The organism is Ensifer sp., from assembly GCF_035999135.1.
Lineage (GTDB): Bacteria > Pseudomonadota > Alphaproteobacteria > Rhizobiales > Rhizobiaceae > Ensifer.
The window spans coordinates 26146-52226 of the sequence record NZ_DASYGZ010000118.1; the positions used below are offsets into that span (position 1 = coordinate 26146).

Consider the following 26081-nt stretch of genomic DNA (forward strand, 5'->3'; position numbering starts at 1 on the left):
GCAATGGCGACGAGGTCCAAGGTGTGAAGTGGCGACGCTCGCTTGTTAGTTGGTCGCCGCTTTTGCCTCGTCGGCCTTGGCGAGCTGCTTCCATGCGCCCTGCTGCGACAGCATCGAGCGAAGATAGGCGACGTTTGCCTCCGCCTGCTCGCTGGACAGCTCCTGGCGGGCGATCGTCTCTGCTTCCGGGAAGCGTCCCTGGAGGCCGACGGCGAGCGCCAGGTTCTGGCGAACGCTGCTATCGGCGCCCGGCTGTGCGGCGGCCGACTTGAGATAGGTTTCGGCGGTGCGCAGATCCTTGGTCAAAAGATAGGACATTCCGAGGTTGGACAGCACCGACGGCTCGTTCGGCTTGAGGTCGAGCGCTTCGCGGTAGCGGCTGCGCGCTTCTTGCGGGCGCCCGAGCTGATCGAGGATTGCGCCTTCGGCGGACTTCAGTTTCCAGTCGGGACGATCAGGGGTCTGGGCCCGGCCGATCGTCGCCAGCGCCTGTTCGAGCTGTCCGGCCGCGGCCTGCGCCTTGCCGTAGGCGCCAAGCACGTCGCGGTCAGCCGGATGATTGATCGCGACTTGCTGCATCACCGCAAGCGCCTGTTCGTTGCGGCCGGTCATGCGCAGCAGATTGGCGTAATTGAGCCCCGCTTCGCGATCTCTAGGGTTCTTCTCATAGGCCTGGCCGATGCTTTCGGCCGCTTGCGAAAGCTCCGTTGCCGTCATCGACTGCACGGGCTTCGAGGTTCTGGAAATCGAGCCCGTGGTCAGCTCTTTCTTCGGCTGATTGGCGCAGCCCGCAAGCGAGAGCGCCATGAGCGTAATTGCTGCGCCCTGGAGGAACCGAACGTGTTTAAAGGATGAGGTCGTGCGTTTGGCCATGAGTGTCCCCGGCATGCATTCGCGCACCTGAACTTCAGACAACATCGGCGCAACTTTCACTCCAGCAATAATCTGTTAACCCTAACAGAGCGTTAATGGCGCGATTCCATCCCCTGCAAGCCGAGGACTTTCATGGCTCCCTATCAGTTCATCGAGCGGCCGTCGCCGTTCAACACCAGCGCCGGCAAGACCCTGCCGATCTTCGCGGTCACGCCGGCGCATATCGAGACGGGGACGATCGATCCGATCGCATTGGACTGGGCGCGCAAGGCGGGCTTCACCGCCGAATCCGGTGCGGTGCTGTTGATCCCGTCTGCCGACGGTCATCTCGGCGGAGCCCTCTTCGGTCTCGGCAACAATCCGTCCGACGCACCATTCCTGGCGGGCAAGCTTGCGCGTGCCCTGCCGGCCGGCAAATGGCATATCGAGACGGCGCCTTTGACCGCCAACCGTCTGGCGCTCGGCTACGGCCTCGGCTCCTATCGTTTCGAGCGCTACAAGTCGATGAAGGGCGAGGCGCCGACGTTGCTGATCCCGGCCGATGCGGACGCGACCGACATCAAGCGGCAGCTCGCGGGCGTCTTCCTGGCGCGCGACCTCATCAACACGCCGACCAACGACATGGGGCCTGAAGCGCTCGAGGCCGCCTTCCGGGCGCTCGCGGCTCACTACAAGGCCGATGTATCGGTCATAACGGGCGAAGCGCTGCTGACGCAGAACTTCCCGCTGGTCCACACCGTCGGGCGCGCCAGCGCCGAGGCGCCGCGCCTTCTCGAACTGCGCTGGGGCAAGAAGGGCCACAAGAAGGTGACGCTGGTCGGCAAGGGCGTCTGCTTCGATACCGGCGGTCTCGACATCAAGCCGTCGGCTTCCATGCTCCTGATGAAGAAGGACATGGGCGGTGCCGCCAACGTGCTCGGCCTGGCACTGATGATCATGGATGCCAAGCTCAAGGTCGACCTGCGCGTCATCGTACCGGTGGTCGAGAACTCGATTTCCGCCAATGCCTTCCGCCCCGGCGACATCTACCGCAGCCGCAAGGGCCTGACGGTGCAGATCGACAACACCGATGCCGAGGGCCGGCTCATCCTCGCCGACGCGCTCGCCTATGCCGACGAGGAACAGACCGACCTCATGGTCGACATGGCAACGTTGACCGGTGCCGCGCGCGTTGCGCTCGGTCCTGACGTGCCGCCGTTCTTCACCGACGATGCCGTCCTTGCCCACGATCTCTCCGAGGCGAGCCTGGAGGTCGACGATCCGATGTGGCGCATGCCGCTCTATTCGGGCTACGACAAGGATGTCTCGGCCCGCATCGCCGATCTGACCAACGCGCCGGCGGGCGGAATGGCCGGCTCGATCACCGCGGCGTTGTTCCTCAGGCGCTTCGTCACCAGGGCGAAAAGCTGGGTCCATTTCGATATCTTCGGCTGGGCGCCGTCCGAACGGCCGCATTCGCCTGTCGGCGGCGAGGCGCAGGCGATCCGGGCGCTCTACCACCACATCCAGAAGCTTTCTGCGTAAACCGGCCCGGCGCGGTCCGGTACGGCAAAAGAAACGCTTGCGTAACGATCCGCCGCTATCGTGGCGGATCATCGTCTACGACGCAGGAGCCGCCATTGCCGATCGAGCTTACGCCCTCCCAGGCCCTCGGGCTTTGGCATTCGGTGTCGCTCGCCCAGGTTCACGCCGACAGCCGCGACCTGACCCTGCGCCAGCTGGCCATCCTTCTGCACATCTATCTGGTGCCGCCGCCGCATACCGTGCGCGGTCTGGCGGCGACGCTTGGCGTCACCAAGCCGGTCATTACGCGCGCGCTCGACACGATGGGCGCCCTTGGCCTCGTCGACCGGGTTCGCGATGACCGCGATCGCCGCAACGTCGTCATCAAAAGGACAGTTGACGGTGCTCTATACCTTGAGAAATTCGGTGACTTGATCATTGTTCAGGGCCGCAAACAGCCTAAGTGAGTAGACATGTCGACACTTCCCGACCGCCGCCTGAATGCCTATCGCGCCGACCTTGCCGAAAGCCGCCTTCGTGGCGTCGTCGAGGCCGAACGCTATGTCGAGGGAAGCGTTGCGCGCATCTCTGTGCCTGTGACGCCGCTCAGAGCCAGGCCTGACCTTGCCTGCGGCACAGACACGGAACTCTTGCTTGGCGAATCGGTCCGGGTGCTCGACACCAACGAGAGCTGGTGCTGGGTGAAGGCCGATATCGACGGCTATGTCGGCTATCTGCCGGAATATTGCCTCGCGCCGGTGGTGAAAAGCCCGACGCACATCGTTTCGGTCCCGCGCACCTTCGTCTACACCGGCCACGATCTGCGCTTGCCCACCGTCTATCCGCTGTCGATGGGCAGCCGGGTGACGGTTGTCGACGAGCGCGAGACGCGGGGCACCCGCTACTTCCTGCTCGACGGTGGCCAGGCGGTGATCGCCAACCACGTGATCGAGGTCGCAAGCGTCATTGCCGGAGATTATGTCTCGGTCGCCGCCCGTTTCGTCGAGACGCCCTATCTCTGGGGCGGGCGCTCCGGCTTCGGAATCGACTGCTCCGGCCTGGTGCAACTGTCGATGATGATGGTCGGAAGGGCAGCGCCGCGTGATTCCGACATGCAGGCGGCGGGCCTTGGAACGCCGATTGCCCGCGAGGAACTCAGGCGCGGTGACCTCGTCTTCTGGAAGGGCCACGTGGCGCTGATGGAAGACGAGGAAACGCTGATCCATGCCAACGGCCACACGATGACCGTGGCGCGCGAGGGGCTGGAAGCCTCGATCGAGCGGATCGGCTGGCTCTATGACCAGCCCACGGGCTATCGCCGTCCCTGAAACCGGGCGCTCCTGGCATTGGCCTTCCGGTCGAAGGTCAGTAGCCGGCTAATTTATCGACCACATGCTCCAGCGGCTGCCCGCTTTCGAAGCGGGCGATCTGCTGTTCGACGTGACGGAACAGCGCCTTGACGTCGGAGGATGCCGCCACATGCGGGGTCACGTAGACATCAGGCAGGTTCCAGAAGCGGCTGTCGGGGCCAAGCGGCTCCGTCTCGAAGACGTCGAGCGAGGCGCCGCCGAGTACGCCCTTGTCGAGAGCGGCAAGGATGTCGGCCTCGACCTGGCTGCCGCCGCGACCGGCATTGATGAATATGGGCGCGCCGAACGGGCCGTTGCGGCTGAGCCTTGCGAAAAGCCGCATGTTGTAGATGCCGCGCGTGTCCGGTGTCAGCGGCAGCAGGCCAACCAGGAAATCGGTGCGCGCCAGGAAGGCGTCGAGCTCGTCGCCGCCGAAGGTCTCGATGCCGGCAACGTCCCGCTTGCTGCGCGACCATCCGATCACCCTGAAGCCCATCGCCGAAAGCTTGCGGGCGGCGTCCTGGCCGAGAACGCCCATGCCCATGATGCCGACGGTGATGTCGGCGGCCTCCGGCTGGGTCAGGTCGCGCCATTCGCGTTTTGCCGCCAGAGCCTCGTAGGCGCGGTGCTGGCGCAGGTGCATCAGGCACTGCATGACCACCCATTCGCTCATGCGCGTCGTCAGCGTCTGGTCGACGAAGCGCACCAATGGCACTTCAGGAAGGCCGGGAAGCGTCAGCACGTGATCGACCCCGGCGCCGCCGGAAAACACCACCTTGAGATCGGGCGCGCGGTCGAAGAGGTCCGGCGCCGATTTCCACACGACGGCATAGTCGATCCCCGAGAGATCGCGATTGTGATGGACCGCATCGGCGCGGTTGATCACCTCGCGATCAGGGAAGGCTCCGCGAAGTGCTACCTCCACCTCTTCCGGAATGAACTTCAGGTCGACGATGACGGGGCTCTTGGCGGACATGGCTGGTTCTCTACTGGCGGATCGCGGTGAGATTGACGGCTTCGAGGTTGAAGGCGGCGGCCATCAGCGCCTTGGTGTAGTCTTCGCTCGGCGCATTGAAGATGCGCTCGGCCGTCCCCTGTTCCACTACCTTGCCCATGCGCATCACGATCATCTCGTTGGCAAGCGCACGCACGACTTTCAGATCGTGGCTGATGAACAGATAGGCGAGATCGTGTTTGCTCTGGAGTTCACGCAGGAGATCGACCACCTGCGCCTGCACGCTCATGTCGAGCGCCGAGGTCGGCTCGTCCAGCATGACGAATTGCGGCTTCAGGACCATGGCGCGGGCAATGGCGATGCGCTGGCGCTGGCCGCCGGAGAACTCGTGCGGATAGCGCCAGCGGGTCGAAGGATCGAGGCCGACCTCCTCGAGGGCCGAAGCGACGCGGCCGTCGCGTTCGTTGTCGGAGAGCGCGCGCTCGTGGATCTTCAGCCCCTCTGCAATGATATCGGCGACCGACATACGCGGGCTGAGCGAGCCGTAGGGGTCCTGGAAGACGATCTGCATCCGGTTTCGAAGCGGCCGCATCTCGTTGAAGCTGTAGCGGTCGATGTCCTTGCCGACGAAGGCGATGCGGCCCTTCGACGAGATCAGCCGCGTCAGCGCCAGGCCGAGCGTCGTCTTGCCCGACCCGGATTCGCCGACGACGCCGAGCGTCTGGCCGGCGCGCAGCTTCAGATCGATGCCGTCGACCGCCTTTACATGGTCGACCACCTTGCGCAGGAAGCCGGCCTTGATCGGAAACCAGACCTTCATGTCGCTTGCTTCCATCACGATCGGCTTCGATGCGTCCGACGGCGGTGGATTGCCCTTCGGCTCGGAAGCGAGCAGATGGCGGGTATAGGCATGCTGCGGGTTGGCGAAGATCTCGGCGGTCGGCCCGGTCTCGACGATCTTGCCCTTGGTCATGACGCAGACCCGGTCGGCGATCTTGCGCACGATGCCGAGGTCATGGGTGATGAACAGCATCGACATGCCATGCTCGTCCTTGAGCTTTTTCAGGAGCTCGAGGATCTGCGCCTGCACGGTGACGTCGAGCGCCGTGGTCGGCTCGTCGGCGATCAGGAGCTCGGGCCGGTTGGCAAGCGCCATGGCGATCATGACACGCTGGCGCTGGCCGCCGGAAAGCTCGTGCGGATAGGCGCTCAAGCGCTTCTCCGGCTCGCGGATGCCGACCTGGTTCAGAAGCTCGAGGATGCGCGTCCGCCTGGCGGCGCCCTCCAGCCCCTGGTGCAATTCGAGGATTTCGCCGATCTGCCGCTCGATCGAGTGCAGCGGGTTGAGCGAAGTCATCGGCTCCTGGAAGATCATGGTGATGTCGTTGCCGCGCGCATTGCGCAGCTCGGCACCGCTGGCCTTCAGCAGGTCCTTGCCGTTGAACAGGATTTCGCCGCTCGGATGGCTCGCCGAAGGGTAAGGCAGAAGCTTCAGGATCGAATTGGCCGAGACCGACTTGCCGGAGCCCGATTCGCCGACGAGGGCCACGGTCTCGCCGCGCTTGATCTCGAAGGAGATGTGATCAACGGCGATGGACGTGTTGCCGCCCTGGTGGAAGGCAACCGAGAGATCGCGGACGGAGAGGAGGGGTTCTGTCATCGTCGCGCTCACCGGAACGTCTTTCTCGGATCGAAGGCATCGCGTGTCGCCTCGCCGACGAAGATCAGCAGCGACAGCATGATCGACATGACGCAGAACGCGGTCAGGCCGAGCCAGGGCGCCTGCAGGTTGGATTTGCCCTGGGCGATCAGTTCTCCGAGCGAGGGCGATCCTGGCGGCATGCCGAAACCGAGGAAGTCGAGCGAGGTCAGCGTCGTGATCGAACCGGAGAGAATGAAGGGCAGGAAGGTCAACGTCGCGACCATCGCGTTGGGCAGAAGGTGGCGATACATGATCGTGCCGTTGCCGACGCCGAGCGCGCGTGCGGCGTTGACATATTCGAAGTTGCGCGCCCGCAGGAACTCGGCGCGCACGACGCCGACGAAACCGACCCACGAGAAGAGCAGCATGATGCCGAGCAGGATGAAGAAGCCCGGCGGCAGGATCGCGGCGATGATGAGCAGGATGTAGAGCACCGGCATCGACGACCAGATCTCGATGAAGCGCTGCATCAGAAGATCGGTCCAGCCGCCGAAATAGCCCTGGACGGCGCCCGCCGAAACGCCGATCACCGCCGAGGCGATGGTGAGCGTCAGGCCGAACAGCACCGAGATGCGGAAGCCGTAGATCATGCGCGCAAAGACGTCGCGGGCCTGGTCGTCGGTGCCGAGCCAGTTGAGATTGCCGACCACGCAGTTTCGATCATTGAGCCCTTCGGGATAACCCGAGCAGCGCTGTTCCTTGTCCATCAGCCAGAAGGGCTTGGTCGGCGCCGAATGCGGGATGTTGGAGTTGACCGTCTGGTACGAATAGCGGACCGGCGGCCAGATCATCCAGCCATTGGCCTCGATCTCGTCGCGGATGAAGTCGGAACGGTAGTCGGTTTCCGCGAGGAACCCGCCGAACTTTTCCTCCGGGTAGTCGACGACGACGGGGAAGAGAAGCTCGCCCTTGTAGGAGGCGACGATCGGCCTGTCATTGGCGATGAGTTCGCCGACAAGGCTCAGGCCGAAGAGCGCAAGGAAGATCCAGAGCGACCAGTATCCGCGCCGGTTGGCTTTGAAGTTCTGCCAGCGGCGCTGATTGACCGGCGACAGCCAGCCCCGCGATGCCGGTGCCGGCGCGCTTGCCGGAGAGGTCGTCGCGTTCGCCATCAGACGTCCCTCCGCTCGAAGTCGATGCGCGGATCGACCCAGGTATAGAGGAGGTCCGACAGGAGGCTGACGAGCAAGCCCATCAGCGAGAAGATGAAGAGGGTGGCAAAGACGATCGGGTAATCGCGCTTGACCACCGAATCATAACCGAGCCGGCCGAGGCCATCGAGCGAGAAGATGTATTCGATCAGAAGCGATCCGGTGAAGAAGGCCGAGATAAAGGCGCCGGGAAAGCCGGCGATGATGATCAGCATGGCGTTGCGGAATACGTGGCCGTAGAGCACCTGGCGGTCGTTGAGACCCTTGGCGCGCGCCGTCGTGACATACTGCTTCTTGATCTCGTCGATGAAGGAGTTCTTGGTCAAAAGCGTCGTCGTCGCAAAGGCCGACAAGAGGAGCGTGATCAGCGGCAGCGTCATGTGCCAGATGTAGTCGAGGATCTTCTGCCACCAGGGCAGTTGCCAGAAATTGTCGGAGACGATGCCGCGCAGCGGAAACCAGTCGAAGAACGAGCCGCCGGCGAAAACGACGATCAGCAGGATGCCGAACAGGAAGCTCGGCACCGCATAGCCGACGACGATGATGCCGGAGGTCCAGACATCGAAGGCCGAGCCGTCGGACACCGCCTTCTTGATGCCGAGCGGGATCGAGATCGCGTAGGACAGCAGAAGGATCCACAGGCCAAGCGAGATCGAGACCGGCATCTTCTCCTTGATGAGATCGATCACCGACGTGTTGCGGAAGAAGCTCTCGCCGAAATCGAAGCGGATGTAGTTCCACATCATCGTGGCGAAGCGTTCGAGCGGCGGCTTGTCGAAGCCGAACTGCTTTTCGAGCTTGGCGATGAATTCCGGGTCGAGCCCTTGCGCGCCGCGATAGCGTCCGCCCTCGTCGCCGCCGGCCTGCATCAGGTCGCCGCTGCTGCCCGACAGGCGATCGGAGCCGCCGGCATTGGTGAGATCCGAAATCACCTGCTCGACCGGGCCGCCCGGTGCGAACTGCACGATGGCGAACGAGATCGCCATGATCCCGAAGATCGTCGGGATCATCAGAAGCAGGCGGCGCAGGATATAGGCACCCATCAGGCGAGCCTTTCGATCGACGTGAGGGCTGAGGCCCTTATCCGCGAAGCGTCGGCGTGCCGGCTATGGTGTCTCAATCCCTGTGTCTCCTTGCGGCGTCAACCCGGATCCGGGCTTGTTTCAGTGATTCGTTTTTTTGCATTTGGAATCGAGACGCCACCGGAGTGCAAGGACTTCATTTGGGGGGTGCGTTTTTCGACCACCAGGCATCCGGGAAGCCTGTTCCGTAGTAGGGAAGCTCCTTCGTGTGGGCGAGGTGGTTCCAATAGGCGACACGCACCGACTTCGAATAGAAGAGTGGCACGACATAGTGGTGGGCGAGGAGAACGCGGTCGAGCGCTCGGGTCGTTGCCACCAGTTCCTCGCGGTTCGGCGCGAAGATGATCCTGTGGATCAGCTCGTCGATCGCCGGATCGGCAATGCCGGCATAGTTTCTCGAACCCGTCTGATTGACCGAACTCGAACCCCAGTAGTCGATCTGCTCGTTGCCAGGCACCAGTGTCTGCGCCCAGATGCCGTAGATCATGTCATAGTCGAAGCTTCTGACGCGATTGGTGTATTGCGAATCGTCGACGGTACGGATGCGGGCGTCGATACCGATCTTCTTCACGCTGTTGATGAACGGGGTGACCGTGCGCTCGAAGGACGGATTGGACAGAAGCAACTCGAAGCTGAAGGGCTCGCCGGTCTTCACGTTCACCAGGCGGTTGCCCTTGAGCTCATAGCCCGCCTCCTTGAACAGCGCGAGCGCCTTGCGCAGATTGTCGCGCACTTTCTGCGGCTCACCGTTGATGGGGTTCGTGTAGGGCGTCGTGAAGACGTCGGCGGGAACCTTGTCCTTGAGTTCTTCGAGGATTGCCTTCTCGCGCCCTTCGGGCAGCCCCTTGGAGGCAAGCTCGGTACCCCAATAGAAGCTGTCGACGCGCTGGAAGGCATTATAGGCGAGACTGCGGTTCAGATCCTCGAAGTCGAAGGCGCAATTCAGCGCCTCGCGCACGCGCTGATCCTTGAACTTGTCGCGGCGCATGTTTGGCACGAAGGCCTGCATGATGCCGGTCGCGCGCAACGGGTTCTCGATCTCCTCGCGGATCACGCGGCCATCTTTCATCGCCGGAAAATCGTAGGCGGTGGCCCAGTGGCTGGCGCTGTTGTCCTGGTAGAAATCGACATTGCCGGCACGGAACGCCTCGAACTGCACGTTCCTGTCGGTGAAGAAGGCGTAGCTGATCACGCCGAAATTGTACTGGCCGACATTGACGTTGAGGTCCTTGCCCCAATAGTCGTCCCTGCGTTCGAAGCGGATGGAGCCGCCGGCCTGGAATGAGGCTATCTTGTAGGGGCCGGAACCCATGACCGGCTCCAGCGTCGTGCGGCTAATGTCGCGTTTGTTGCCTTTCTCGTCCTGCCCCTCCCACCAGTGCTTCGGCAGGATGGGGAACTGGCCGAGAATGTTGGGCAGTTCGTGGTTGTTCTTCTCGTCGAAGCGGAAGGTGACGTCGCGGTCGCCAGTCTTTTCCGCCGAAACCACGTGGCGGTAGTAGTTGGACAGAAGCGGATTGTGTTCCTTCACCTTTTCGAACGAGAAGACCACGTCCTCCGGTGTCACCGGCTTGCCGTCGGCCCATTTCGCCTCGGCGCGCAGGCGAAATGTCGCTGAGGCGATGTCGTCGGGATAGGAAACACCCTCGGCGAGCAGGCCGTAGGTGGTGGTGATCTCGTCCTCGGCCGATTTCATCAACGTGTCGAAGACGAGCGAGGTGACGCCGCTCGCCGCCTCGCCCTTGGAAAGGATGGGATTGAACGTGTCGAAGGTACCGCTCTCGGACATCCGCAACTCCCCGCCCTTCGGAGCGTCGGGATTGACGTAGTCGAAGCGGGCGAAGTCTTGCTTGTACTTCAACGCGCCGATGGACGACGTTCCGTAGCGCCAGACCGGCTGTTCTTGGGCATTGGCTGCAGCAGGAAGGAGAAGGATCGCTGTAAAGAACGCGGCGGCGAGGCCAGGTTTCATGGTCCTGCAGACGTGTGGCATCCAGCCCGTACCCCTTTATATTTCAACCTTCTTTTGTCCGAGCATAGGCGAAATCCGGGCAATTGACAGGCACTGCCGCAAATCAGGCGAATTTTTTCCGTCACATCCCGGTGAGGCGTGCGACTCACAAGGCTCGGGCAAAGACCCGGCTTTAGGATAGGGGATCGTGGACAGGGCAAGCCGCTCATCGGCGCCTGGGTCTGCGTAAATCGACGGGACGAAATACATGGTTGCTCCACTTCGACGTTGCGGCTCGGCGCTCCTGGCGTTTGTGCTTGGAACGAGTCTGCTGATCGCCGACAGCGCTTATGCGGACGGCACGCCGGCAAAGACGCTGTTCGGCGCCAAGGCCCTGCCGGCCGAAATGCCGACCAATTCCTACGGTTTCTATGCCAAGGGTTGCCTTGCCGGCGGCGTCGCAATCCCGACGGACGGACCGACGTGGCAGGCGATGCGGCTGTCGCGCAACCGTCGCTGGGGCCACCCGCAGATGATTTCGCTGATCGAACGGTTCTCGCACGATGCCGCTGAAAAGGTCGGCTGGCCCGGCCTTCTGCTCGGCGACATCTCGCAGCCGCGGGGCGGACCAATGCTGTCGGGGCACGCATCCCACCAGATCGGCCTCGACGCCGACATCTGGCTGACCCCGATGCCGCAGCGCACGCTCTCCTATCGCGAGCGCGAGGATATCTCGGCAACGTCGATGCTGCAGAAGAACAAGTTCCTGACGGTCGACCGCTCGATCTGGACGCCGAAGCACGCGCAGCTGATCATGCTGGCCGCCAGCTACCCGCAGGTGGAGCGCGTCTTCGTCAATCCGGCGATCAAGAAGAAGCTCTGCGATACGTGGACCGGGGACCGTTCGAACCTCGGCAAGGTCCGCCCGATCTACGGCCATGACTATCATTTCCACATCCGCATCAAGTGCCCGGCGGGCTCGACAACCTGCAAGGACCAGGCGGCCGTGCCGGAAGGCGACGGCTGCGACAAGTCGCTTGCCTGGTGGTTCACCGACGAGCCCTGGGCCAAGCCGACGAAGAAGCCGAATGAAAAGCCGGTGAAGCCGAAGGTGACGACGCTGGCCGATCTGCCGAAGGCCTGCGCGCTGGTTTTGGACGGCCCGGCGCCCGTGTCCGAAGCGGCTGCCACCTTCGGCGGTGGCGCAAGGGTTGCCGCCCCGGCTCCGGCTGAGGGCATCGAACAGGTGATCGGTGCCGCCGCTGGCGATGTACCGCCGGCCGATATTCCCGTCCCCGCCGCGCGCCCGACTGCGCAATAGGCCGAGGCGGCCCGTCACGCTTTGCGGGCCGCAGTCTTCCCATTGCGTCGGCGCTCATGTATAGCCCGATCAAATCGATTTAAATTTTGTGGCGAGGCCCGGGATGCCGGATCGGAAGTGCATTGCCCTGATTGCTCACGATCAGAAGAAGGACGATCTCGCCGCCTTCGCCAAGGCGCATGAGGCGGTTCTGTCCGGCTGGCGCATCGTTGCGACCGGCACGACAGGCGGGCGGGTGCTGGATGTTTGCCCCGGGCTCGACGTCACCCGGCTGAAAAGCGGTCCGCTTGGCGGAGACCAGCAGATCGGCGCCATGATCGCCACCGGCGAGGTTCAGCTTCTGATCTTCTTCGTCGATCCCCTGACGGCGATGCCGCATGACGTCGACGTGAAGGCGTTGATGCGGCTGGCGATCGTCTATGACATTCCGATGGCGCTCAACCGCGCGACGGCCGAACAGCTGACCGACTTCAGCCCGAAATCATGATCGTGGTCGCCTGTCGTGCTTGAGGGCGGCAGGACGACACGAGAGCTGCAGCCACGTTTCCTCGACCTGTTCTAGCTGCTAGACATCAACCCACCTGCCTTGACGATCAGCATGGAGCTCGCGATGCCCGGCACCAGTGAAAACGCTTTCCCCTTTCCGATCCTGATCGGTGACATCGGCGGCACCAATGCGCGTTTTGCCCTGCTGATCGACGCCTTTGCCGAGCCGAAGCAATTGCCGCCGATCAAGACCGGCGATTTCGAGACGATCGAAGAGGCGCTGCAAAAGAGCATCCTCGACAAGACGTCCGTCCAGCCGCGCTCGGCGATCCTTGCGGTGGCGGGTCCGATCCGTGGCGACGAGATCCCGCTCACCAATGCCGGCTGGGTGATCAAGCCCAACGACATGTTGTCGAAGCTCGGCCTCGAAGACGTGCTGATCATCAACGATTTCGAAGCGCAGGCGCTGGCCGTTGCAGCACCGGCCGACGAAGACCTGGTGCAGATCGGCGGCGGCAGCGTTCGCCCGTTGACGTCGCGCGTCGTTCTTGGGCCGGGCACGGGTCTCGGGGTCGGCGGGCTGGTCTTTGCCCAGCACACCTGGTTTCCGGTGCCCGGCGAAGGCGGCCATGTCGATATCGGTCCGCGCACGGAACGCGATTTCCACATCTGGCCTTTCCTCGACCCGATCGAGGGCCGCATGGCCGGCGAGCAGATCCTGTGCGGTCGCGGCATCATGAACCTTTATCGCGCCGTCTGCGCTGCCGATGGCGTGGATCCGGTGCTGAACGATCCCGCCGAGGTCACGAGCAACGCGCTTGCCGAAAGCGACCGGGCGGCGATCGAGACGATCTCGCTGTTTTGCACCTATCTCGGCCGTGTCGCCGGCGACATGGCGCTGATCTTCATGGCCCGCGGTGGCGTCTTCCTCGCCGGCGGCATTTCGCAAAAGATCCTGCCGGCGCTTTTGAAATCACCGTTCAGGGCAGCTTTCGAAGACAAGGCGCCGCACACAGCGCTGATGAAGACGATCCCGACCTTTGCCGTCATCCATCCGATGGCGGCGCTGTCGGGACTGGCTGCCTTCGCGCGCACGCCGAGGGACTTCGGTGTTGCAACGGAGGGACGCCGCTGGAGAAGCTGACGCCGGAGGAGTGTGCAAAGACTCGCCAAAGCGACATCAAACCACTATAGAGCGCCGGGAAAGATCGGGCCGGTTGCCGGTTCGCCAGATGGGTTCCAGGGAAGACGGGCTTTTTGAGCGCCAGCAATAAAAAACAGCACGCGGTTGATTCCGATACGATCAGCGGCATCCTCAAGCGGGTCATCGCCGAAAACGGCCGCGACCATATTCGCGGCTATGCCTTTGCCATCGGCTGCCTTGCCGTGGTCGCGGCGACGACCGGTTTTACCGCTTCGATCATGGAAACCGTGATCAACGAAGCCTTCGCCAACAAGCGGGCGGACATCGTTCTTCTCGTCTGCGGCGCGATCCTCTTTGCCTTCATCCTGCGTGGCTTTGCCACCTATGGACAGGCCGTGGCGCTGTCGAAGATCGGCAACAACATCGTCGCACGCTACCAGCGCCGGCTTTATGCGCACCTGATGGCGCTGAGTGTCGGCTACTTCAACGAGACACGATCGGCACAGCTCGCCGCACAGATCAGCCAGAACGTCAGCGGCATCCGCGACGTTCTCAATCTGACGGTGACCTCGATCGCCCGCGACCTCCTGACCCTGATCGGCCTGGTCGGCGTCATGTTCGCCAAGGACTGGCTGCTGTCGATCATCGTCTTCGTCGCGGCGCCGCCGCTCCTGCTTGGCCTTCGCTATGTTTCAAGGCGCCTGCGCTCGGCAACGCGCGAGGCGATCGAGGTCAACAGCCGCGTGCTCGGCGCGATGCAGGAAACGATCCAGGGCATCACCATCGTCAAGGCCTTCACGATGGAGAGCGAGCTTCGCGGCAAGGTCGAGACGATCGTCGACCGCGCCGAGAACCGGGCAAACCGTATTGCACGGCTCAGCGAGCGCACGGCGCCGATGACCGAAACATTCGCCGGTCTCGCGATCTCCGCCGTGCTTGCCTATTCCGCCTTCCGCGCGATCTATGCCGATGTGCCGCCGGGCGCCTTCTTCGCCTTCGTCGTCGCGCTGCTGATGGCCTACGATCCGGCCCGCCGTCTGGCGCGCCTCCAAGTCTCGCTCGAGCGTGCGGCCGTCAACGCCCGCATGGTCTACGAGATCCTCGACACCGTGCCGCACCAGCGCGACAAGCCCGACGCCAAGGAACTGGTCATGACGGACGCTGCGGTCGAGCTGCGTGACGTCCGCTTCAAGTACGCCAATGGCGACGAGGTGCTGAAGGGTGTCAGCTTCACCGCCGAAGGTGGCAAGACGACGGCCCTGGTCGGGCCCTCGGGCGCCGGCAAGTCGACGGTCATCAGCCTCATTCCGCGCTTCTACGATCCTGCTTCGGGCCAGATCCTGATCGACGGTCAGGACATTGCCGACGTGACGAAGCAGTCGCTGCGCAAGGGCATCGCCTATGTGTCGCAGCAACCCTATCTCTTCGAAGGCTCGATCCGCGACAACATCCGCTACGGCCGCGTCGATGCCACCGACGCCGATATCGAGGAAGCAGCACGGCTCGCCTATGCACATGACTTCATCCTGGCGCAGCCGCAGGGCTACGACACGCCGGTCGGTGAAAACGGCATGACGCTCTCGGGCGGCCAGCGCCAGAGGTTGTCGATCGCCCGCGCGCTGGTGCGCAACGCACCGATCCTGCTGCTCGACGAGGCCACCTCGGCGCTCGACACGGAATCGGAAGCGGCGGTGCAGAAGGCGCTCGACCATGCCATGAGCGGCCGCACCGTGATCGTCATCGCCCATCGCCTCTCGACAGTCGTCAACGCTGACAAGATCATCGTCATGAAGGACGGGGCGGCCGTCGAGGAAGGCACGCATGCCGAGCTTGCACGGCGACCGGACGGTCTCTACGCTCGCCTCCACAATCTCCAGGGCCAGTCTGCCGAAGACCAGGCTGCCGAAGCGCCTGCCGGCGCCGAAATCCAATAGCGGACAAGAAGGAAATCACCGATGGGCGCTGATGATATGAAGCTCGTGGTGGTGGGTGCGGCAGGCCGCATGGGGCAGACCCTGATCAGGACGGTTCACGCGATGGACGGCGTCCGACTGCATGCCGCCGTCGAACGACCGGGCTCGCCCTTCATCGGTCGCGATGCCGGTGAGCTGGCCGGTCTCGGCCCGATCGGCGTGCCCGTCACCGACCAGCCGCTCGAAGCTTTCGTTGCTGCCGAAGGCGTGCTCGATTTCACTGCACCAGCAGGAACGGTCGAATTCGCCGGGCTCGCCGCCCAGGCGCGGATCGTCCACGTGATCGGCACGACGGGTTGCTCCGGCGACGACGAGGCGAAGATCCGCGCTGCCGCGCGCCACGCCCGTATCGTCAAGTCGGGCAATATGAGCCTCGGCGTCAACCTGCTCGGCGTGCTCACCGAAAAGGCCGCCCGCGCGCTCGGGCCTGCGAACTGGGATATCGAAATCCTCGAAATGCACCACAAGCACAAGGTCGACGCGCCGTCCGGCACCGCTCTGCTGCTCGGCGAAGCGGCCGCCAGGGGCCGCGATATCGGGCTTGCCGAACACTCCGTACGGGTGCGCGACGGCCATACCGGTGCACGCCCGGTGGGCACGATCGGCTTTGCGACGCTGCGCGGCGGCTCGGTCATCGGCGAACATTCGGTCATCCTTGCCGGCGAAGGCGAGCAGGTGACCCTGTCGCACAGCGCCACCGACCGCTCGATCTTCGCGCGCGGCGCCGTCACCGCGGCGCTCTGGGCGCGCGGCGAGAAACCCGGCTTCTATTCGATGCTCGACGTGCTCGGGCTCAACTGACCTTTTCACTCTCACGATCAAGGGGAATTCGACATGAGCGGCACCCTCGTCCTCGTCCGGCATGGCCAGAGCGACTGGAACCTGAAGAACCTGTTTACCGGCTGGCGCGATCCGGACCTGACCGAACTCGGCGTCGAGGAAGCCAAGGCCGGCGGCAAGGCGCTCGCCGACTACGGCATCAAGTTCGACATCGCCTTCACCTCGTCGCTGATCCGCGCCCAGCGCACCTGCCAGTTCGTGCTCGACGCGGTTGGCCAGTCCCAGCTCGAAACGATCCGCGACCAGGCGCTCAACGAGCGCGACTACGGCGATCTCTCGGGCCTCAACAAGGACGACGCCCGCGAGAAGTGGGGCGAAGAGCAGGTGCATATCTGGCGCCGCTCCTATGACATTCCGCCTCCGGGCGGCGAAAGCCTGCGTGACACCGGCGCCCGCGTCTGGCCCTACTACCTGACCGAGATCCTGCCGCGCGTGCTGTCCGGCCAGAAGGTGCTGGTCGCCGCCCACGGCAACTCGCTGCGCTCGTTGGTCATGGTGCTCGATCGCCTGACGAAGGAGGAGATCCTGAAGCTCAACCTCGCGACCGGCGTGCCGATGGTCTACAAGCTCAACGCCAACTCGACCGTCGCTTCCAAGGAAGTGCTCGGCGACATGTCCGCCGCGCACTGAGCCTAACTGCAACGATCGAAAAAGGGGCGCCAGGCGCCCCTTTTTTGTGTCCTGACCGATGCCGTCAGATGGTTCCGTCGGCGGCCATGCCCGCCTCCCAGCCAAGGATTGCGCGCTTGCGCGTCAGGCCCCAGTGATAGCCGGTGAGGTCGCCGCTCTTTCCGAGCGCGCGATGGCAGGGCACGACGAAGGAGATCGGATTGCGGCCGACCGCAGCACCCACCGCGCGCGACGCGGTCGGCTGGCCGATCGTGCCGGCGATGCTCGAATAGGTGGTGGCGCAGCCAAGCGGGATCTTCAACAGCGCCTGCCAGACCCGGATCTGGAAATCGGAACCGATGAGGAAGATGCGCAACGGTTCGTTCTGTTGCCAGCGTGAGGGCTCGAAGATGCGTGCGGCGTACTGGGCCGTCGCCGCGCTGTCCTCGATGTAGCTGGCGTTCGGCCAGCGCTGCGCCATGTCCTCGAAACTCGCCTGCTCGCCGCCGGCATCGTTGAAGGCAAGGCCGGCCAGTCCGCGATCGGTGATCATCACCAGCGCCGTGCCGAAGGGGGAGGGATGATAGCCGAAGCGGATCGTCAGGCCGTCGCCGCGTGCTTTCCATTCGCCCGGTGACATCGCTTCGTGGGTGACGAACAGGTCGTGCAGCCGGCTCGGGCCGGAGAGGCCCACCTCGATGCTGGTTTCCAAGAGCGGCATGTCTTCCTGGCGCAGCAGGCGCTTGGCGTGATCGAGGGTCACGGCCTGAAGGAAAGCCTTCGGCGAAAGCCCGGCCCAGCGGGTAAAGACCTTCTGCAACTGCGTCGGCGATTGCTTCAGCCGCTGCGCCACCGTTTCGAGCGACGGCTGGTCGCGATAGTCCTCGGTCAGCATTTCGATCACGCGGCTGACCGTATCGTAGTCGGTGCCTTTCGGCGTGATGTCGGTGGGTAGCGATGTCGCAATGTTCATGGCTCGTCTCCTGTCATGTCACAGGTAATCACTTGGACGGGTCGCAGCCACCCGAAACTTGAGTGGATGCGACGATCAGGATCGTTTGTCGGCGTCAGCGACGGCGAACGGTCGCAAGCGCGCCCGAGAGCGCCAGCGCAAAGGTCTCGCGATCGTCGCGGTTGAGAAACGACCCGATGTCCGTGCGCCGGCCGCCACCGCTGAGCGTCATCGAGACGATGCCGATCTCCTGGTGCCGGGCGACATAAAAGCGCGCCCAGAAGGGATTGAAGCGATGCTCGCTGATCTGGCCGGACGGCGTGAATTTGCGCACCGACACATCGGATCTGGAGACGCTGACCTCTTCGCGGCTGAGCCCCGAGCGGTAGTTCAGCCAGAAGGCGCCGAACAGCAGCAGGTAGTCGAGACCGAAGAAGAACACGATCGGCCAGGCGCCGATGACGAGGAAGACGAAGGCGTGCACGAGGGTGAGCAGGCCAGCAATCAGGAAGAAGATCCTGAAACCCTTTCGCCCGAGGGAACGATAGGGCGTGAGCGCGGCGGTGAAGACCGGTGGCTCCTCGTCAGCTGGGGTGGCGTTGCCATTGTTCATGACCTTTGACTATAGATGCATCATGAAAAACGTGAAGCCGAAATTGCCCCCAGGTGCTGCGAAACTGCGCGTTGCAAAACCGGGGGCCGCAAAAGCGAAGACGAGCCGCCGGGCAAACCCGCGGGTCAAGAGCTTCTATAGCCAGGACGAGCTCAGGGAAATCTTCCGCCGCTTCTCGATCCAGCGCCCGGAACCGAAGGGAGAGTTGGAGCACGTCAATCCGTTCACGCTCGTCGTTGCCGTTGCACTCTCGGCCCAGGCGACCGATGCCGGGGTCAACAAGGCGACGCGGGCGCTCTTTGCCGCTGCCGATACGCCGGAAAAGATGCTGGCGCTTGGCGAGGAGAAGGTGCGCGATTACATCAAGACCATCGGGCTTTTTCGCAACAAGGCGAAGAATGTCATCGCGCTCAGCGAAATGCTGATCCGCGATTTCGGCGGCGAGGTGCCGCGCACGCGCGAAGAACTGGTCAGGCTTCCCGGGGTCGGCCGCAAGACTGCCAATGTCGTGCTCTCCATGGCCTTCGGCCAATCGACCATCGCGGTCGATACCCATATCCTGCGCATTGCCAATCGCATCTGTCTGGCACCGGGCAAGACCCCGGACGAGGTGGAAGACAAGCTGATCCGGATCATTCCGGACGAGTATATCTACCATGCGCATCACTGGCTGATCCTGCACGGCCGCTATTGCTGCAAGGCGCGCAAGCCCGAATGCGAGCGCTGCGTCATCGCCGATATCTGCAAGTCGCCGGAAAAGACCTGTGACATCCCGGCGCCGCTGGTCGAACTGCCGCAGCAGATCGTCCAGGCGCCGGGCTGACCGCCTCTGCCGCGACCAGCCACGCCTTAAGGCGCAACCATCCGGTCGATCAGGCTGCCGATCGTCTCGGTATAAAGCTCGGTGGAAGCGCCGTCGGCGATGTCGAGCGCGGCGCGGTCGAAGGCGGCCGAGAGCAGCGACGCCATGGCCGACAGCTTTTCGGGCGCAACGGCGGCCGGGGCCATGGCCTCGGCAATACCCTCCTCGAGCGTTCTTTGCGCATTGGCCGCATCGATCGCCATCATCTCATGCTTGCCGAGCACGGCCGGTCCGTCGAGCAGGAGCAGCCGTATCCGCCCTGGCTCGCGCATGGCGTCGAAATAGGCGCGGGCGCCGACCTTCAGTGCCTCGCGTGCGGCAAGATCGAGATCCGTCGCCTGTTCGATCGCGGCCGCGACGTTCCCCGCCTCGCGCTCGGCGACCGCGCGAAACAGCGCCTTCTTGTCCTCGAAATGGTGGTAGAGCGCGCCTCGCGTCAGGCCGGCTGCCGCTACGATATCCGGCGTCGACGTATCGGCATAGCCCCGACTGACGAACAGACCGCGGGCGGCATCGAGGATCGCGGCGCGCGTCGTGTCGGAGCGTTCACGGTTCGAGCGGCGGGCGTTTTCTTGTTGCATACATGCAGCCTGTATGTTAATTGAAGAAACATACAGAGTGTATGATATTACCGAGGTGAGGAAAAGCCATGAAATCGACGAGCTATTATCCGGTGATCATGACGGCGGATGTTGCCGCGACGGCCGCCTTCTATATCGAACATTTCCGTTTCGAGGCGCTGTTCACCGCCGACTGGTACGTGCATCTGCAGTCGGTCGAAGACGAGCATGTGACGCTGGCCGTGCTCGATTATCGCCACGAGACGATCCCCGAAGAAGCGCGGGCGCCCACCCGTGGCCTGCTTCTGAACTTCGAGGTCGAGGATCCGGATCGCATCTACGAGGAGGCGGTTGCCGCCGGCCTGCCGATCCTCAAGACCCTGCGCGACGAAGACTTCGGCCAGCGCCATTTCATCACCGCCGATCCGAACGGCGTGCTGATCGACATCATCAAGCCAATCCCGCCGAGCGCCGAATTCGCAGCCGCCTACGAGGAAAACGCACTTCCAACGGCATGATGACTGCAACGTCGCGTCTTTTGTCTTCCAAATGGCCGGAAAACCGGTATTAACGAACACCGGCCATCACGGAGACCGGACGAGGTTCATGACAACATACGACGTGCTGACGATCGGCAACGCCATCGTTGATATCATTGCGCGCTGCGACGACGCCTTCCTTACCGAAAACGGTATCATCAAGGGCGCCATGAACCTCATCGATGCCGAGCGGGCCGAGTTGCTGTACTCGCGTATGGGCCCGGCGGTCGAAGCCTCCGGCGGCAGCGCCGGAAACACCGCGGCCGGCGTCGCCAGCCTCGGCGGCCGCGCCGCCTACTTCGGCAAGATCGCCAGCGATCAGCTCGGCGAGATCTTTGCCCACGACATCCGCGCCCAGGGCGTCTATTTCGAGACCAAGCCGCTGGAGACCACGCCGCCGACTGCGCGCTCGATGATCTTCGTCACTGAAGACGGCGAGCGCTCGATGAACACCTATCTCGGCGCCTGCGTCGAGCTTGGCCCCGAGGACGTCGAAGCCGACGTCGTCGCCCAGTCGAAGGTGACCTATTTCGAAGGCTATCTCTGGGATCCGCCCCGCGCCAAGGATGCGATCCGCGAAACCGCAAGGATTGCCCACGCCAATGGTCGCGAGACCGCGATCACGCTGTCCGACAGCTTCTGCGTTCATCGCTACCGCGACGAGTTCCTCGAGCTCATGCGATCCGGAACGGTCGACATCGTCTTTGCCAACAAGCAGGAGGCGCTGGCGCTCTATGAGACCGAGGATTTCGATCTGGCGCTGGAAAAGCTCTCCAAGGATTGCAAGCTTGCAGCCGTGACGCTCAGCGAAGAAGGTTCGGTGGTCGTGCGCGGTGACGAACGCGTTCGCGTCGCCGCAACGCCGATCGCCCAGGTGGTCGACACGACCGGCGCCGGCGATCTCTATGCAGCGGGATTCCTTCACGGCTACACGACCGGCCGCTCGCTGGAAGACTGCAGCAAGCTCGGCAACCTCGCCGCCGGCATCGTCATCGGCCAGATCGGGCCGCGGCCGATGGTATCGCTTTCGGCCGCCGCCGAGCAGGCCGATCTGGTCTGATCGTTTCTGAATGATGTGATGAAGCTTCGGCGCGGCCTTACTTAAAGGCCTCGCCGGGATAGGCGCCCCAGATTTCGCTCTGGGCGATCCAGCCTTCCACGCCCTGCGTCTCGGCATGGCACCAGTCGCCGTTGCATTCGCCGACATGGACGATGACGCCCGGTTCCATCCGGGCGACGATCGGGGACGTGCCCTGCGGATCGCGGCGCATATTGACGAAGACGCCTTCACCCTTGCCGCGCATCCAGGGGGCTGTCACCGCGGTGCGGTCGCCCGAAAGCAGCGCCTGGTTCACCCAGCCTTCGGTGCCGTCGGCGTCACGGATCCGGCGCCAGTTGTCGTATTCCTGGATGATTTCGACCGGCACGCCCGGCTTCATGTAGCGGAAGGCGACCGCGTAATCGACGCTCGGGCCGATGCGCAGATTGACACTCTTCGACTTCAGGCTGACGAAGCGCGGCAATGGCAGTCCGCTGGCGCCCTTGGCAGCCTGAGCGTAAGCCGCCGACGTCATGATCCCTGCGCCAAGGAAGGCGGCGATCAACGAGAGCGAGAATCTGGAAATGACGTGACGCATGACGAAGCCCATTTTCCGTGGCACTAGCTTTTGCAGGCGCAGTTCACTTCGGGCCCAACACAGGGGGCTCAAATCGCGGGGACGAAGGCGCGAGTTTTGTTTGTCTTCCCGGTGGGGTCTGGTAGAAATTGCGGCTACAGGGAGAAAGTATCGCCCAACTTGGTTAAGGACCCGTCAACAAGGCCCGTCGCAGCAATGACAAGCAAGAAGAAGCCCTCGGTCTACATCACCCGCAAGCTGCCCGATATCGTCGAGACGCGCATGCGCGAACTCTTCGATGCGGAGCTGAACATCGACGACACGCCGCGCAGCCAGCCGGAACTCGTCGCTGCCGTCAAGCGCGCCGACGTGCTGGTGCCCACGGTCACCGATCGCATCGATGCGGCGCTGATCGAGCAGGCCGGACCGCAGCTGAAACTGATCGCCAGCTTCTCCAACGGCGTCGACAACATCGATGTCGACGCGGCCGCCCGCAAGGGCATCACCGTCACCAACACGCCGAATGTGCTGACCGAGGACACCGCCGACATGGCGATGGCGCTGATCCTCGCCGTGCCGAGACGGCTTGCCGAAGGTGCGCAGATCCTGACCGATCGCAAGGGTGAGTGGGCCGGCTGGTCGCCGACCTGGATGCTCGGTCGGCGCATTGCCGGAAAACGCATCGGCATCGTCGGCATGGGCCGCATCGGCACCGCCGTCGCGCGCCGCGCCAAGGCGTTCGGCCTGTCGATCCACTACCACAATCGCCACCGGGTGAAGGCCGAAACCGAAGAGATGCTGGAGGCGACCTATTGGGACAGCCTCGACCAGATGCTCGCCCGCGTCGACATCGTTTCGGTCAATTGCCCCTCGACGCCCGCGACCTATCATCTTCTGTCGGCCCGCCGCCTCGCTTTGATGCGGCCGGACAGCTACATCGTCAACACTGCGCGCGGTGGCATCATCGACGAGACGGCGCTGATCAAGTCGCTGCGCGAGGGCAAGATCGCCGGCGCCGGGCTCGACGTCTTCGAGAACGAACCGGCGGTCAATCCGAAGCTGATCAAGCTTGCCGGCGAGGGCAAGGTCGTTCTCCTGCCGCATATGAGCTCGGCGACGCTCGAAGGGCGCGTCGACATGGGCGAGAAGGTGGTGATCAACATCCGCACCTTTTTCGACGGCCACCGCCCGCCGGACCGCGTGCTGCCCGGCCGCGACTGATCAGCCGATTGAGCATGGCGCTGCCGCAGAGGCAGCGCATGTCGTGCTGGCGGCTTAAAGCGCCTTGCGCATCTCGATTGCCGTCGGCCGGGTGAAACCGGGATGGCACATCGTTCCGGTCTGGCTGAAGCCGCAAGCGCCGAAGGCGCGGTGGTTCTCGACGAGTTCGACACGGGTCAGCAACCTCAGGGCCGGGAGCTTCAGTGCCCGTGCCGTCGTTTCCGCCTCCGCCAGAAGGCGGCGCCCAATGCCTTTGCCCTGGGCGTCCGGCGCCACGGCGAGCTTGCCGACGTAAAGGCAGTCGCTCTCCGGTTTCAGGAACACACAACCGACGAGGCGCTCGCCGTCGTCGGCGCCGAAGGCGATCTCGTCGGCAACCTTCTGCCGCAGCGTTTCGACACTCAGCGCATGCGCAGACGACGGCGGATCGATCCGTCCGTCCATGGAGGCGAAGGCATCCAGGATCAGCGTCAGCAGCGCCTCATGCCGGTCGAAATCCTGGTCGATGCGAAAGATCTGCATTGCGGCTCTCATTGGCTCGAAGATGTGCGACGCGGCTGCCGTTCGGGTTGCTAACCCCCCGCCATGACGCAATTCAGTACGGAAAACCGTTAGACACGTTTCCTGGAATTGCTCTATGCCCGGCGGCGGTAGCGGATGGTGTTGAACTGTGCCGAAAGCGCATCATACATCAACAGCCGGCCGACCAGCGGTTCCCCGAAGCCGGCGATCACCTTGATCGCTTCCATCGCCTGGAGCGTGCCGATGACGCCGGTGAGCGCACCGACAATGCCGGCCTCGGCGCAGGAGGGCACGACGCCGGCCGGCGGCGGTTCGGGAAAGAGATCGCGATAGGACGGGTTCGGCCGTCCATCGGCGCTGGCGCGATAGGGCATCAGCACCGTCAGCGATCCGTCGAACCGCCCGACGGCGCCCGTGACAAGCGGAATGCCGACCGATGCCGCCGTATCGGCTGCAAGGTAGCGCGTATCGAAATTGTCCGAGCCGTCGATCACCAGATCGTATTGCCGGAACAGCGCCTCGGCATTGGCAGGGGTGAGCCGCAGCCTGTGTTCGTCGACACGGACATGCGGGTTCAGCGAGCCAATCGCTTCGGCGGCGCTTTCGACCTTGGCGCGCTCGATATCCTGGGTGCGATGAATGATCTGCCGCTGCAGGTTGGAGAGCGCGACGGTGTCGTCATCGACGATGCCGATCCGGCCGATGCCGGCCGCTGCCAGATAGACGAGCACCGGGGCACCGAGCCCGCCGGCGCCGATCACCAGCACGCTCGCCGCCTTCAGTTTCTGCTGGCCCGCGCCGCCGATTTCCGGCAGCACGATATGGCGGGCGTAGCGGGCGATCTCCGCTTGATCGAGCCTGGTCTCACCGGTCATGGCCACATCCTCCTCGTCCATTCCGCTGCATGCACGTGAGAGCGGGACGCGGGCGGAAAACCGCAAACTCTCTTCCTCGTTCCCTGTTGCCTATCCCGTAACGCTGCCATGCGAAACGGTGAGGAACCGGCCGCGCTCGCTGAGCGCCTCGAACATCGCCTGGTCGGTTCCGGTCATGAAGGCCTGGCCGCCAAGATTGTCGACGAGATCGAACAGCGCCGCGCGCCGGTTGACGTCGAGATGGGCGGCGATTTCGTCGAGCAAAAGCACCGGCGCATGGCCGGTCATGTCGCCGACAAGGCGCGCATGCGCCAGCACCAGGCCGACGAGCAGCGCCTTCTGTTCGCCGGTCGAGCAGCGCGCCGCTTCCATGTCCTTCTTGCGATGGCGAACGATGAGGTCGCTCCGGTGTGGCCCGTCGAGGGTTCGTCCAGCGGCCGCGTCGCGTGGTCGCCCTTCGCGCAGCATCGTCAGGTACTGCTCTTCGAGATCATAGGCCGGGCGATGGCCCTCATCGTCGAGGAAACCGGAAAGCGAAAGCAGGGCGGAAGGAAACACGCTGTCATCGACAGTGCGCTCGACGAGTGCCGCCAGCAGGCCGAGCATTTCCTGCCGCGCCAGCGCCATCGAGACACCAAGCCCGGCCATCTCCTTCTCGATCGCCGTCAGCCAGGCCGGGTCCGGGCGATAGTCGCCAAGCAGCCGGTTGCGGCTGCGCATCGCCCGGTCGAACTCGCTTGCACGCCGGCCATGTTCCGGGTCGAGTGAAAGCACGAGACGATCGAGGAAGCGACGGCGGTCGGAAGAGGAGCCGGTGAAAAGCCCGTCCATCGACGGCGTGAGCCAGAGAACGCGCAGATGGTCGGTCAGCTCGTCGACGGTCGCTGCCGGTGTTCCATTCAGCCGCAGCCGTCGGGATTGCCCTTCCGTGACGCCGGCAGTCCCGGTGCCGATCTCGACTAAGCCCTCCATGCCCTCGACTTCGGCAAAGACCGAGAACCCGTCGCCGGCGCCGACCCGGGTCACGTCCGCATAGGCGGCGCGCCGGAGGCCGCGGCCGGGCGAAAGGAAAGAGACGGCTTCCATGAGGTTGGTCTTGCCGGCGCCGTTCTCCCCTGTCAGCACCACATGGCGCTGGTCGAGCTCAAGCGAGAGCGCCGCATAGTTGCGGAACTCCGTAAGCTTCAGTCGGTTGAGAAAGACCTTGTTGGGCATCGGCAGTCCGGATTCGACAGTGGGCGCCAGCTAGGACGAAAGCGCCTGCCAAGGCAAGGCGAAATGGGCAGCGCCGCAATATCGCGCAGGATAGGCCGATATCGACAGGGGAAAGGCGACAAACCCCTTTGATTCGGTGCTTTTCATAAAGGACCTGGTGAAATATG

At 63.7% G+C, this 26081-nt stretch carries 26 protein-coding genes; 13 read left to right on the plus strand and 13 right to left on the minus strand.

Annotated elements, in window-relative coordinates; translation table 11 throughout:
• Nucleotides 1–45: 45 nt before the first annotated feature.
• Complete coding sequence (locus VGO12_RS14055; RefSeq protein ID WP_414650723.1) at nt 46–807, minus strand: tetratricopeptide repeat protein; 762 nt, start codon at nt 805–807, stop codon at nt 46–48.
• 198 nt (nt 808–1005) lie between these two features.
• Between VGO12_RS14055 and VGO12_RS14060 the strand changes: the two genes are divergently transcribed.
• The 3 genes from VGO12_RS14060 (at nt 1006) to VGO12_RS14070 (ending at nt 3704) form a co-directional block, all read left to right on the plus strand.
• On the plus strand, nt 1006–2397 hold the full coding sequence (locus VGO12_RS14060; protein WP_327513369.1) for a M17 family metallopeptidase: 1392 nt from the start codon (nt 1006–1008) through the stop codon (nt 2395–2397).
• A 95-nt stretch (nt 2398–2492) separates the two neighbouring features.
• Nucleotides 2493–2843 carry a helix-turn-helix domain-containing protein gene (locus VGO12_RS14065; protein WP_327513370.1) on the plus strand — a complete coding sequence of 117 codons (351 nt, stop codon included), beginning with the start codon at nt 2493–2495 and terminating at the stop codon, nt 2841–2843.
• Nucleotides 2844–2849: 6 nt separating this feature from the next.
• On the plus strand, nt 2850–3704 hold the full coding sequence (locus VGO12_RS14070; protein ID WP_327513371.1) for an NlpC/P60 family protein: 855 nt from the start codon (nt 2850–2852) through the stop codon (nt 3702–3704).
• A 37-nt stretch (nt 3705–3741) separates the two neighbouring features.
• Here the strand turns inward: VGO12_RS14070 and VGO12_RS14075 are convergent, their stop codons facing one another.
• The 5 genes from VGO12_RS14075 to VGO12_RS14095 all read right to left on the minus strand — a co-directional run bounded on the left by VGO12_RS14075 (nt 3742) and on the right by VGO12_RS14095 (nt 10608).
• The gene (locus VGO12_RS14075; RefSeq protein ID WP_327513372.1) at nt 3742–4701 is read right to left on the minus strand and encodes a glyoxylate/hydroxypyruvate reductase A; all 960 of its coding nucleotides are present in this window, start codon (nt 4699–4701) and stop codon (nt 3742–3744) included.
• 10 nt (nt 4702–4711) lie between these two features.
• Nucleotides 4712–6340 (minus strand): ABC transporter ATP-binding protein, encoded by a 1629-nt coding sequence (locus VGO12_RS14080; RefSeq protein ID WP_327513373.1) that lies wholly within the window; start codon nt 6338–6340, stop codon nt 4712–4714.
• An 8-nt stretch (nt 6341–6348) separates the two neighbouring features.
• Entirely contained in the window at nt 6349–7494 is a 1146-nt protein-coding gene (locus tag VGO12_RS14085) for an ABC transporter permease (protein ID WP_327513374.1), read from the minus strand.
• Nucleotides 7494–8576 (minus strand): microcin C ABC transporter permease YejB, encoded by a 1083-nt coding sequence (locus VGO12_RS14090; RefSeq protein ID WP_327513375.1) that lies wholly within the window; start codon nt 8574–8576, stop codon nt 7494–7496. Before VGO12_RS14090 ends, VGO12_RS14085 begins: the two co-directional genes overlap by 1 nt.
• 175 nt (nt 8577–8751) lie before the next feature.
• Complete coding sequence (locus tag VGO12_RS14095; RefSeq protein ID WP_327513376.1) at nt 8752–10608, minus strand: extracellular solute-binding protein; 1857 nt, start codon at nt 10606–10608, stop codon at nt 8752–8754.
• A 226-nt stretch (nt 10609–10834) separates the two neighbouring features.
• On the opposite strand from VGO12_RS14095, the gene mepA reads away from it, so the two are divergent.
• The 6 genes from mepA (at nt 10835) to VGO12_RS14125 (ending at nt 16960) form a co-directional block, all read left to right on the plus strand.
• Nucleotides 10835–11887 (plus strand): penicillin-insensitive murein endopeptidase, encoded by a 1053-nt coding sequence (gene mepA, locus VGO12_RS14100; protein WP_327513377.1) that lies wholly within the window; start codon nt 10835–10837, stop codon nt 11885–11887.
• A gap of 103 nt (nt 11888–11990) precedes the next feature.
• Nucleotides 11991–12374, plus strand: a complete 384-nt coding sequence (locus VGO12_RS14105) for a methylglyoxal synthase (RefSeq protein ID WP_327513378.1) — start codon at nt 11991–11993, stop codon at nt 12372–12374.
• A 123-nt stretch (nt 12375–12497) separates the two neighbouring features.
• Nucleotides 12498–13517 carry a glucokinase gene (locus VGO12_RS14110; protein ID WP_327513379.1) on the plus strand — a complete coding sequence of 340 codons (1020 nt, stop codon included), beginning with the start codon at nt 12498–12500 and terminating at the stop codon, nt 13515–13517.
• Nucleotides 13518–13630: 113 nt separating this feature from the next.
• Nucleotides 13631–15451 (plus strand): ABC transporter ATP-binding protein, encoded by a 1821-nt coding sequence (locus tag VGO12_RS14115; protein WP_327513380.1) that lies wholly within the window; start codon nt 13631–13633, stop codon nt 15449–15451.
• Nucleotides 15452–15472: 21 nt separating this feature from the next.
• The gene (dapB, locus tag VGO12_RS14120; RefSeq protein WP_327513381.1) at nt 15473–16291 is read left to right on the plus strand and encodes a 4-hydroxy-tetrahydrodipicolinate reductase; all 819 of its coding nucleotides are present in this window, start codon (nt 15473–15475) and stop codon (nt 16289–16291) included.
• Nucleotides 16292–16324: 33 nt separating this feature from the next.
• Nucleotides 16325–16960, plus strand: a complete 636-nt coding sequence (locus VGO12_RS14125) for a 2,3-bisphosphoglycerate-dependent phosphoglycerate mutase (protein ID WP_327513382.1) — start codon at nt 16325–16327, stop codon at nt 16958–16960.
• Nucleotides 16961–17024: 64 nt separating this feature from the next.
• On the opposite strand, the gene VGO12_RS14130 is transcribed toward VGO12_RS14125, so the two are convergent.
• The gene (locus VGO12_RS14130) at nt 17025–17912 is read right to left on the minus strand and encodes a bifunctional helix-turn-helix domain-containing protein/methylated-DNA--[protein]-cysteine S-methyltransferase (protein WP_327513383.1); all 888 of its coding nucleotides are present in this window, start codon (nt 17910–17912) and stop codon (nt 17025–17027) included.
• 94 nt (nt 17913–18006) lie between these two features.
• Nucleotides 18007–18504: a DUF2244 domain-containing protein gene (locus VGO12_RS14135; RefSeq protein WP_327513384.1), complete on the minus strand. Its 498-nt coding sequence runs from the start codon at nt 18502–18504 to the stop codon at nt 18007–18009.
• A 22-nt stretch (nt 18505–18526) separates the two neighbouring features.
• On the opposite strand from VGO12_RS14135, the gene nth reads away from it, so the two are divergent.
• Nucleotides 18527–19327 carry an endonuclease III gene (gene nth / locus VGO12_RS14140; RefSeq protein ID WP_327513385.1) on the plus strand — a complete coding sequence of 267 codons (801 nt, stop codon included), beginning with the start codon at nt 18527–18529 and terminating at the stop codon, nt 19325–19327.
• A gap of 26 nt (nt 19328–19353) precedes the next feature.
• On the opposite strand, the gene VGO12_RS14145 is transcribed toward nth, so the two are convergent.
• The gene (locus tag VGO12_RS14145) at nt 19354–19947 is read right to left on the minus strand and encodes a helix-turn-helix domain-containing protein (RefSeq protein WP_327513386.1); all 594 of its coding nucleotides are present in this window, start codon (nt 19945–19947) and stop codon (nt 19354–19356) included.
• 68 nt (nt 19948–20015) lie between these two features.
• Here VGO12_RS14145 and VGO12_RS14150 point away from each other — a divergent pair, with 68 nt between their 5' ends.
• On the plus strand, nt 20016–20444 hold the full coding sequence (locus VGO12_RS14150) for a VOC family protein (protein WP_327513387.1): 429 nt from the start codon (nt 20016–20018) through the stop codon (nt 20442–20444).
• A gap of 88 nt (nt 20445–20532) precedes the next feature.
• Nucleotides 20533–21525, plus strand: coding sequence for an adenosine kinase (locus VGO12_RS14155; RefSeq protein ID WP_327513388.1), 993 nt, complete (start codon nt 20533–20535; stop codon nt 21523–21525).
• A 37-nt stretch (nt 21526–21562) separates the two neighbouring features.
• Here VGO12_RS14155 and VGO12_RS14160 read toward each other — a convergent pair whose 3' ends face one another.
• Nucleotides 21563–22114, minus strand: a complete 552-nt coding sequence (locus VGO12_RS14160; protein ID WP_327513401.1) for an SH3 domain-containing protein — start codon at nt 22112–22114, stop codon at nt 21563–21565.
• A 183-nt stretch (nt 22115–22297) separates the two neighbouring features.
• On the opposite strand from VGO12_RS14160, the gene VGO12_RS14165 reads away from it, so the two are divergent.
• Complete coding sequence (locus VGO12_RS14165) at nt 22298–23302, plus strand: D-glycerate dehydrogenase (protein ID WP_327513389.1); 1005 nt, start codon at nt 22298–22300, stop codon at nt 23300–23302.
• A 54-nt stretch (nt 23303–23356) separates the two neighbouring features.
• On the opposite strand, the gene VGO12_RS14170 is transcribed toward VGO12_RS14165, so the two are convergent.
• The 3 genes from VGO12_RS14170 to recF all read right to left on the minus strand — a co-directional run bounded on the left by VGO12_RS14170 (nt 23357) and on the right by recF (nt 25914).
• On the minus strand, nt 23357–23824 hold the full coding sequence (locus VGO12_RS14170; RefSeq protein WP_327513390.1) for a GNAT family N-acetyltransferase: 468 nt from the start codon (nt 23822–23824) through the stop codon (nt 23357–23359).
• Nucleotides 23825–23937: 113 nt separating this feature from the next.
• The gene (locus VGO12_RS14175) at nt 23938–24699 is read right to left on the minus strand and encodes a molybdopterin-synthase adenylyltransferase MoeB (protein WP_327513391.1); all 762 of its coding nucleotides are present in this window, start codon (nt 24697–24699) and stop codon (nt 23938–23940) included.
• Between the two features lie 90 nt (nt 24700–24789).
• Complete coding sequence (gene recF, locus VGO12_RS14180; RefSeq protein ID WP_327513392.1) at nt 24790–25914, minus strand: DNA replication/repair protein RecF; 1125 nt, start codon at nt 25912–25914, stop codon at nt 24790–24792.
• Nucleotides 25915–26081: the final 167 nt, after the last annotated feature.

Bases quoted from the DNA above. Each gene is read 5' to 3' on its own strand.
- VGO12_RS14150 (WP_327513387.1), top strand. From the start codon at position 20,016: ATGAAATCGACGAGCTATTATCCGGTGATCATGACGGCGGATGTTGCC.
- VGO12_RS14110 (WP_327513379.1), top strand. From the start codon at position 12,498: ATGCCCGGCACCAGTGAAAACGCTTTCCCCTTTCCGATCCTGATCGGT.
- VGO12_RS14125 (WP_327513382.1), top strand. From the start codon at position 16,325: ATGAGCGGCACCCTCGTCCTCGTCCGGCATGGCCAGAGCGACTGGAAC.
- VGO12_RS14135 (WP_327513384.1), bottom strand. From the start codon at position 18,504: ATGAACAATGGCAACGCCACCCCAGCTGACGAGGAGCCACCGGTCTTC.
- VGO12_RS14130 (WP_327513383.1), bottom strand. From the start codon at position 17,912: ATGAACATTGCGACATCGCTACCCACCGACATCACGCCGAAAGGCACC.
- VGO12_RS14155 (WP_327513388.1), top strand. From the start codon at position 20,533: ATGACAACATACGACGTGCTGACGATCGGCAACGCCATCGTTGATATC.
- VGO12_RS14095 (WP_327513376.1), bottom strand. From the start codon at position 10,608: ATGCCACACGTCTGCAGGACCATGAAACCTGGCCTCGCCGCCGCGTTC.
- VGO12_RS14175 (WP_327513391.1), bottom strand. From the start codon at position 24,699: ATGACCGGTGAGACCAGGCTCGATCAAGCGGAGATCGCCCGCTACGCC.
- VGO12_RS14085 (WP_327513374.1), bottom strand. From the start codon at position 7,494: ATGGCGAACGCGACGACCTCTCCGGCAAGCGCGCCGGCACCGGCATCG.
- VGO12_RS14165 (WP_327513389.1), top strand. From the start codon at position 22,298: ATGACAAGCAAGAAGAAGCCCTCGGTCTACATCACCCGCAAGCTGCCC.
- VGO12_RS14060 (WP_327513369.1), top strand. From the start codon at position 1,006: ATGGCTCCCTATCAGTTCATCGAGCGGCCGTCGCCGTTCAACACCAGC.
- VGO12_RS14145 (WP_327513386.1), bottom strand. From the start codon at position 19,947: ATGCAACAAGAAAACGCCCGCCGCTCGAACCGTGAACGCTCCGACACG.
- dapB (WP_327513381.1), top strand. From the start codon at position 15,473: ATGGGCGCTGATGATATGAAGCTCGTGGTGGTGGGTGCGGCAGGCCGC.
- VGO12_RS14105 (WP_327513378.1), top strand. From the start codon at position 11,991: ATGCCGGATCGGAAGTGCATTGCCCTGATTGCTCACGATCAGAAGAAG.
- VGO12_RS14170 (WP_327513390.1), bottom strand. From the start codon at position 23,824: ATGCAGATCTTTCGCATCGACCAGGATTTCGACCGGCATGAGGCGCTG.
- nth (WP_327513385.1), top strand. From the start codon at position 18,527: ATGAAAAACGTGAAGCCGAAATTGCCCCCAGGTGCTGCGAAACTGCGC.
- VGO12_RS14160 (WP_327513401.1), bottom strand. From the start codon at position 22,114: ATGGGCTTCGTCATGCGTCACGTCATTTCCAGATTCTCGCTCTCGTTG.
- mepA (WP_327513377.1), top strand. From the start codon at position 10,835: ATGGTTGCTCCACTTCGACGTTGCGGCTCGGCGCTCCTGGCGTTTGTG.
- recF (WP_327513392.1), bottom strand. From the start codon at position 25,914: ATGCCCAACAAGGTCTTTCTCAACCGACTGAAGCTTACGGAGTTCCGC.
- VGO12_RS14055 (WP_414650723.1), bottom strand. From the start codon at position 807: ATGGCGCTCTCGCTTGCGGGCTGCGCCAATCAGCCGAAGAAAGAGCTG.
- VGO12_RS14080 (WP_327513373.1), bottom strand. From the start codon at position 6,340: ATGACAGAACCCCTCCTCTCCGTCCGCGATCTCTCGGTTGCCTTCCAC.
- VGO12_RS14090 (WP_327513375.1), bottom strand. From the start codon at position 8,576: ATGGGTGCCTATATCCTGCGCCGCCTGCTTCTGATGATCCCGACGATC.
- VGO12_RS14075 (WP_327513372.1), bottom strand. From the start codon at position 4,701: ATGTCCGCCAAGAGCCCCGTCATCGTCGACCTGAAGTTCATTCCGGAA.
- VGO12_RS14070 (WP_327513371.1), top strand. From the start codon at position 2,850: ATGTCGACACTTCCCGACCGCCGCCTGAATGCCTATCGCGCCGACCTT.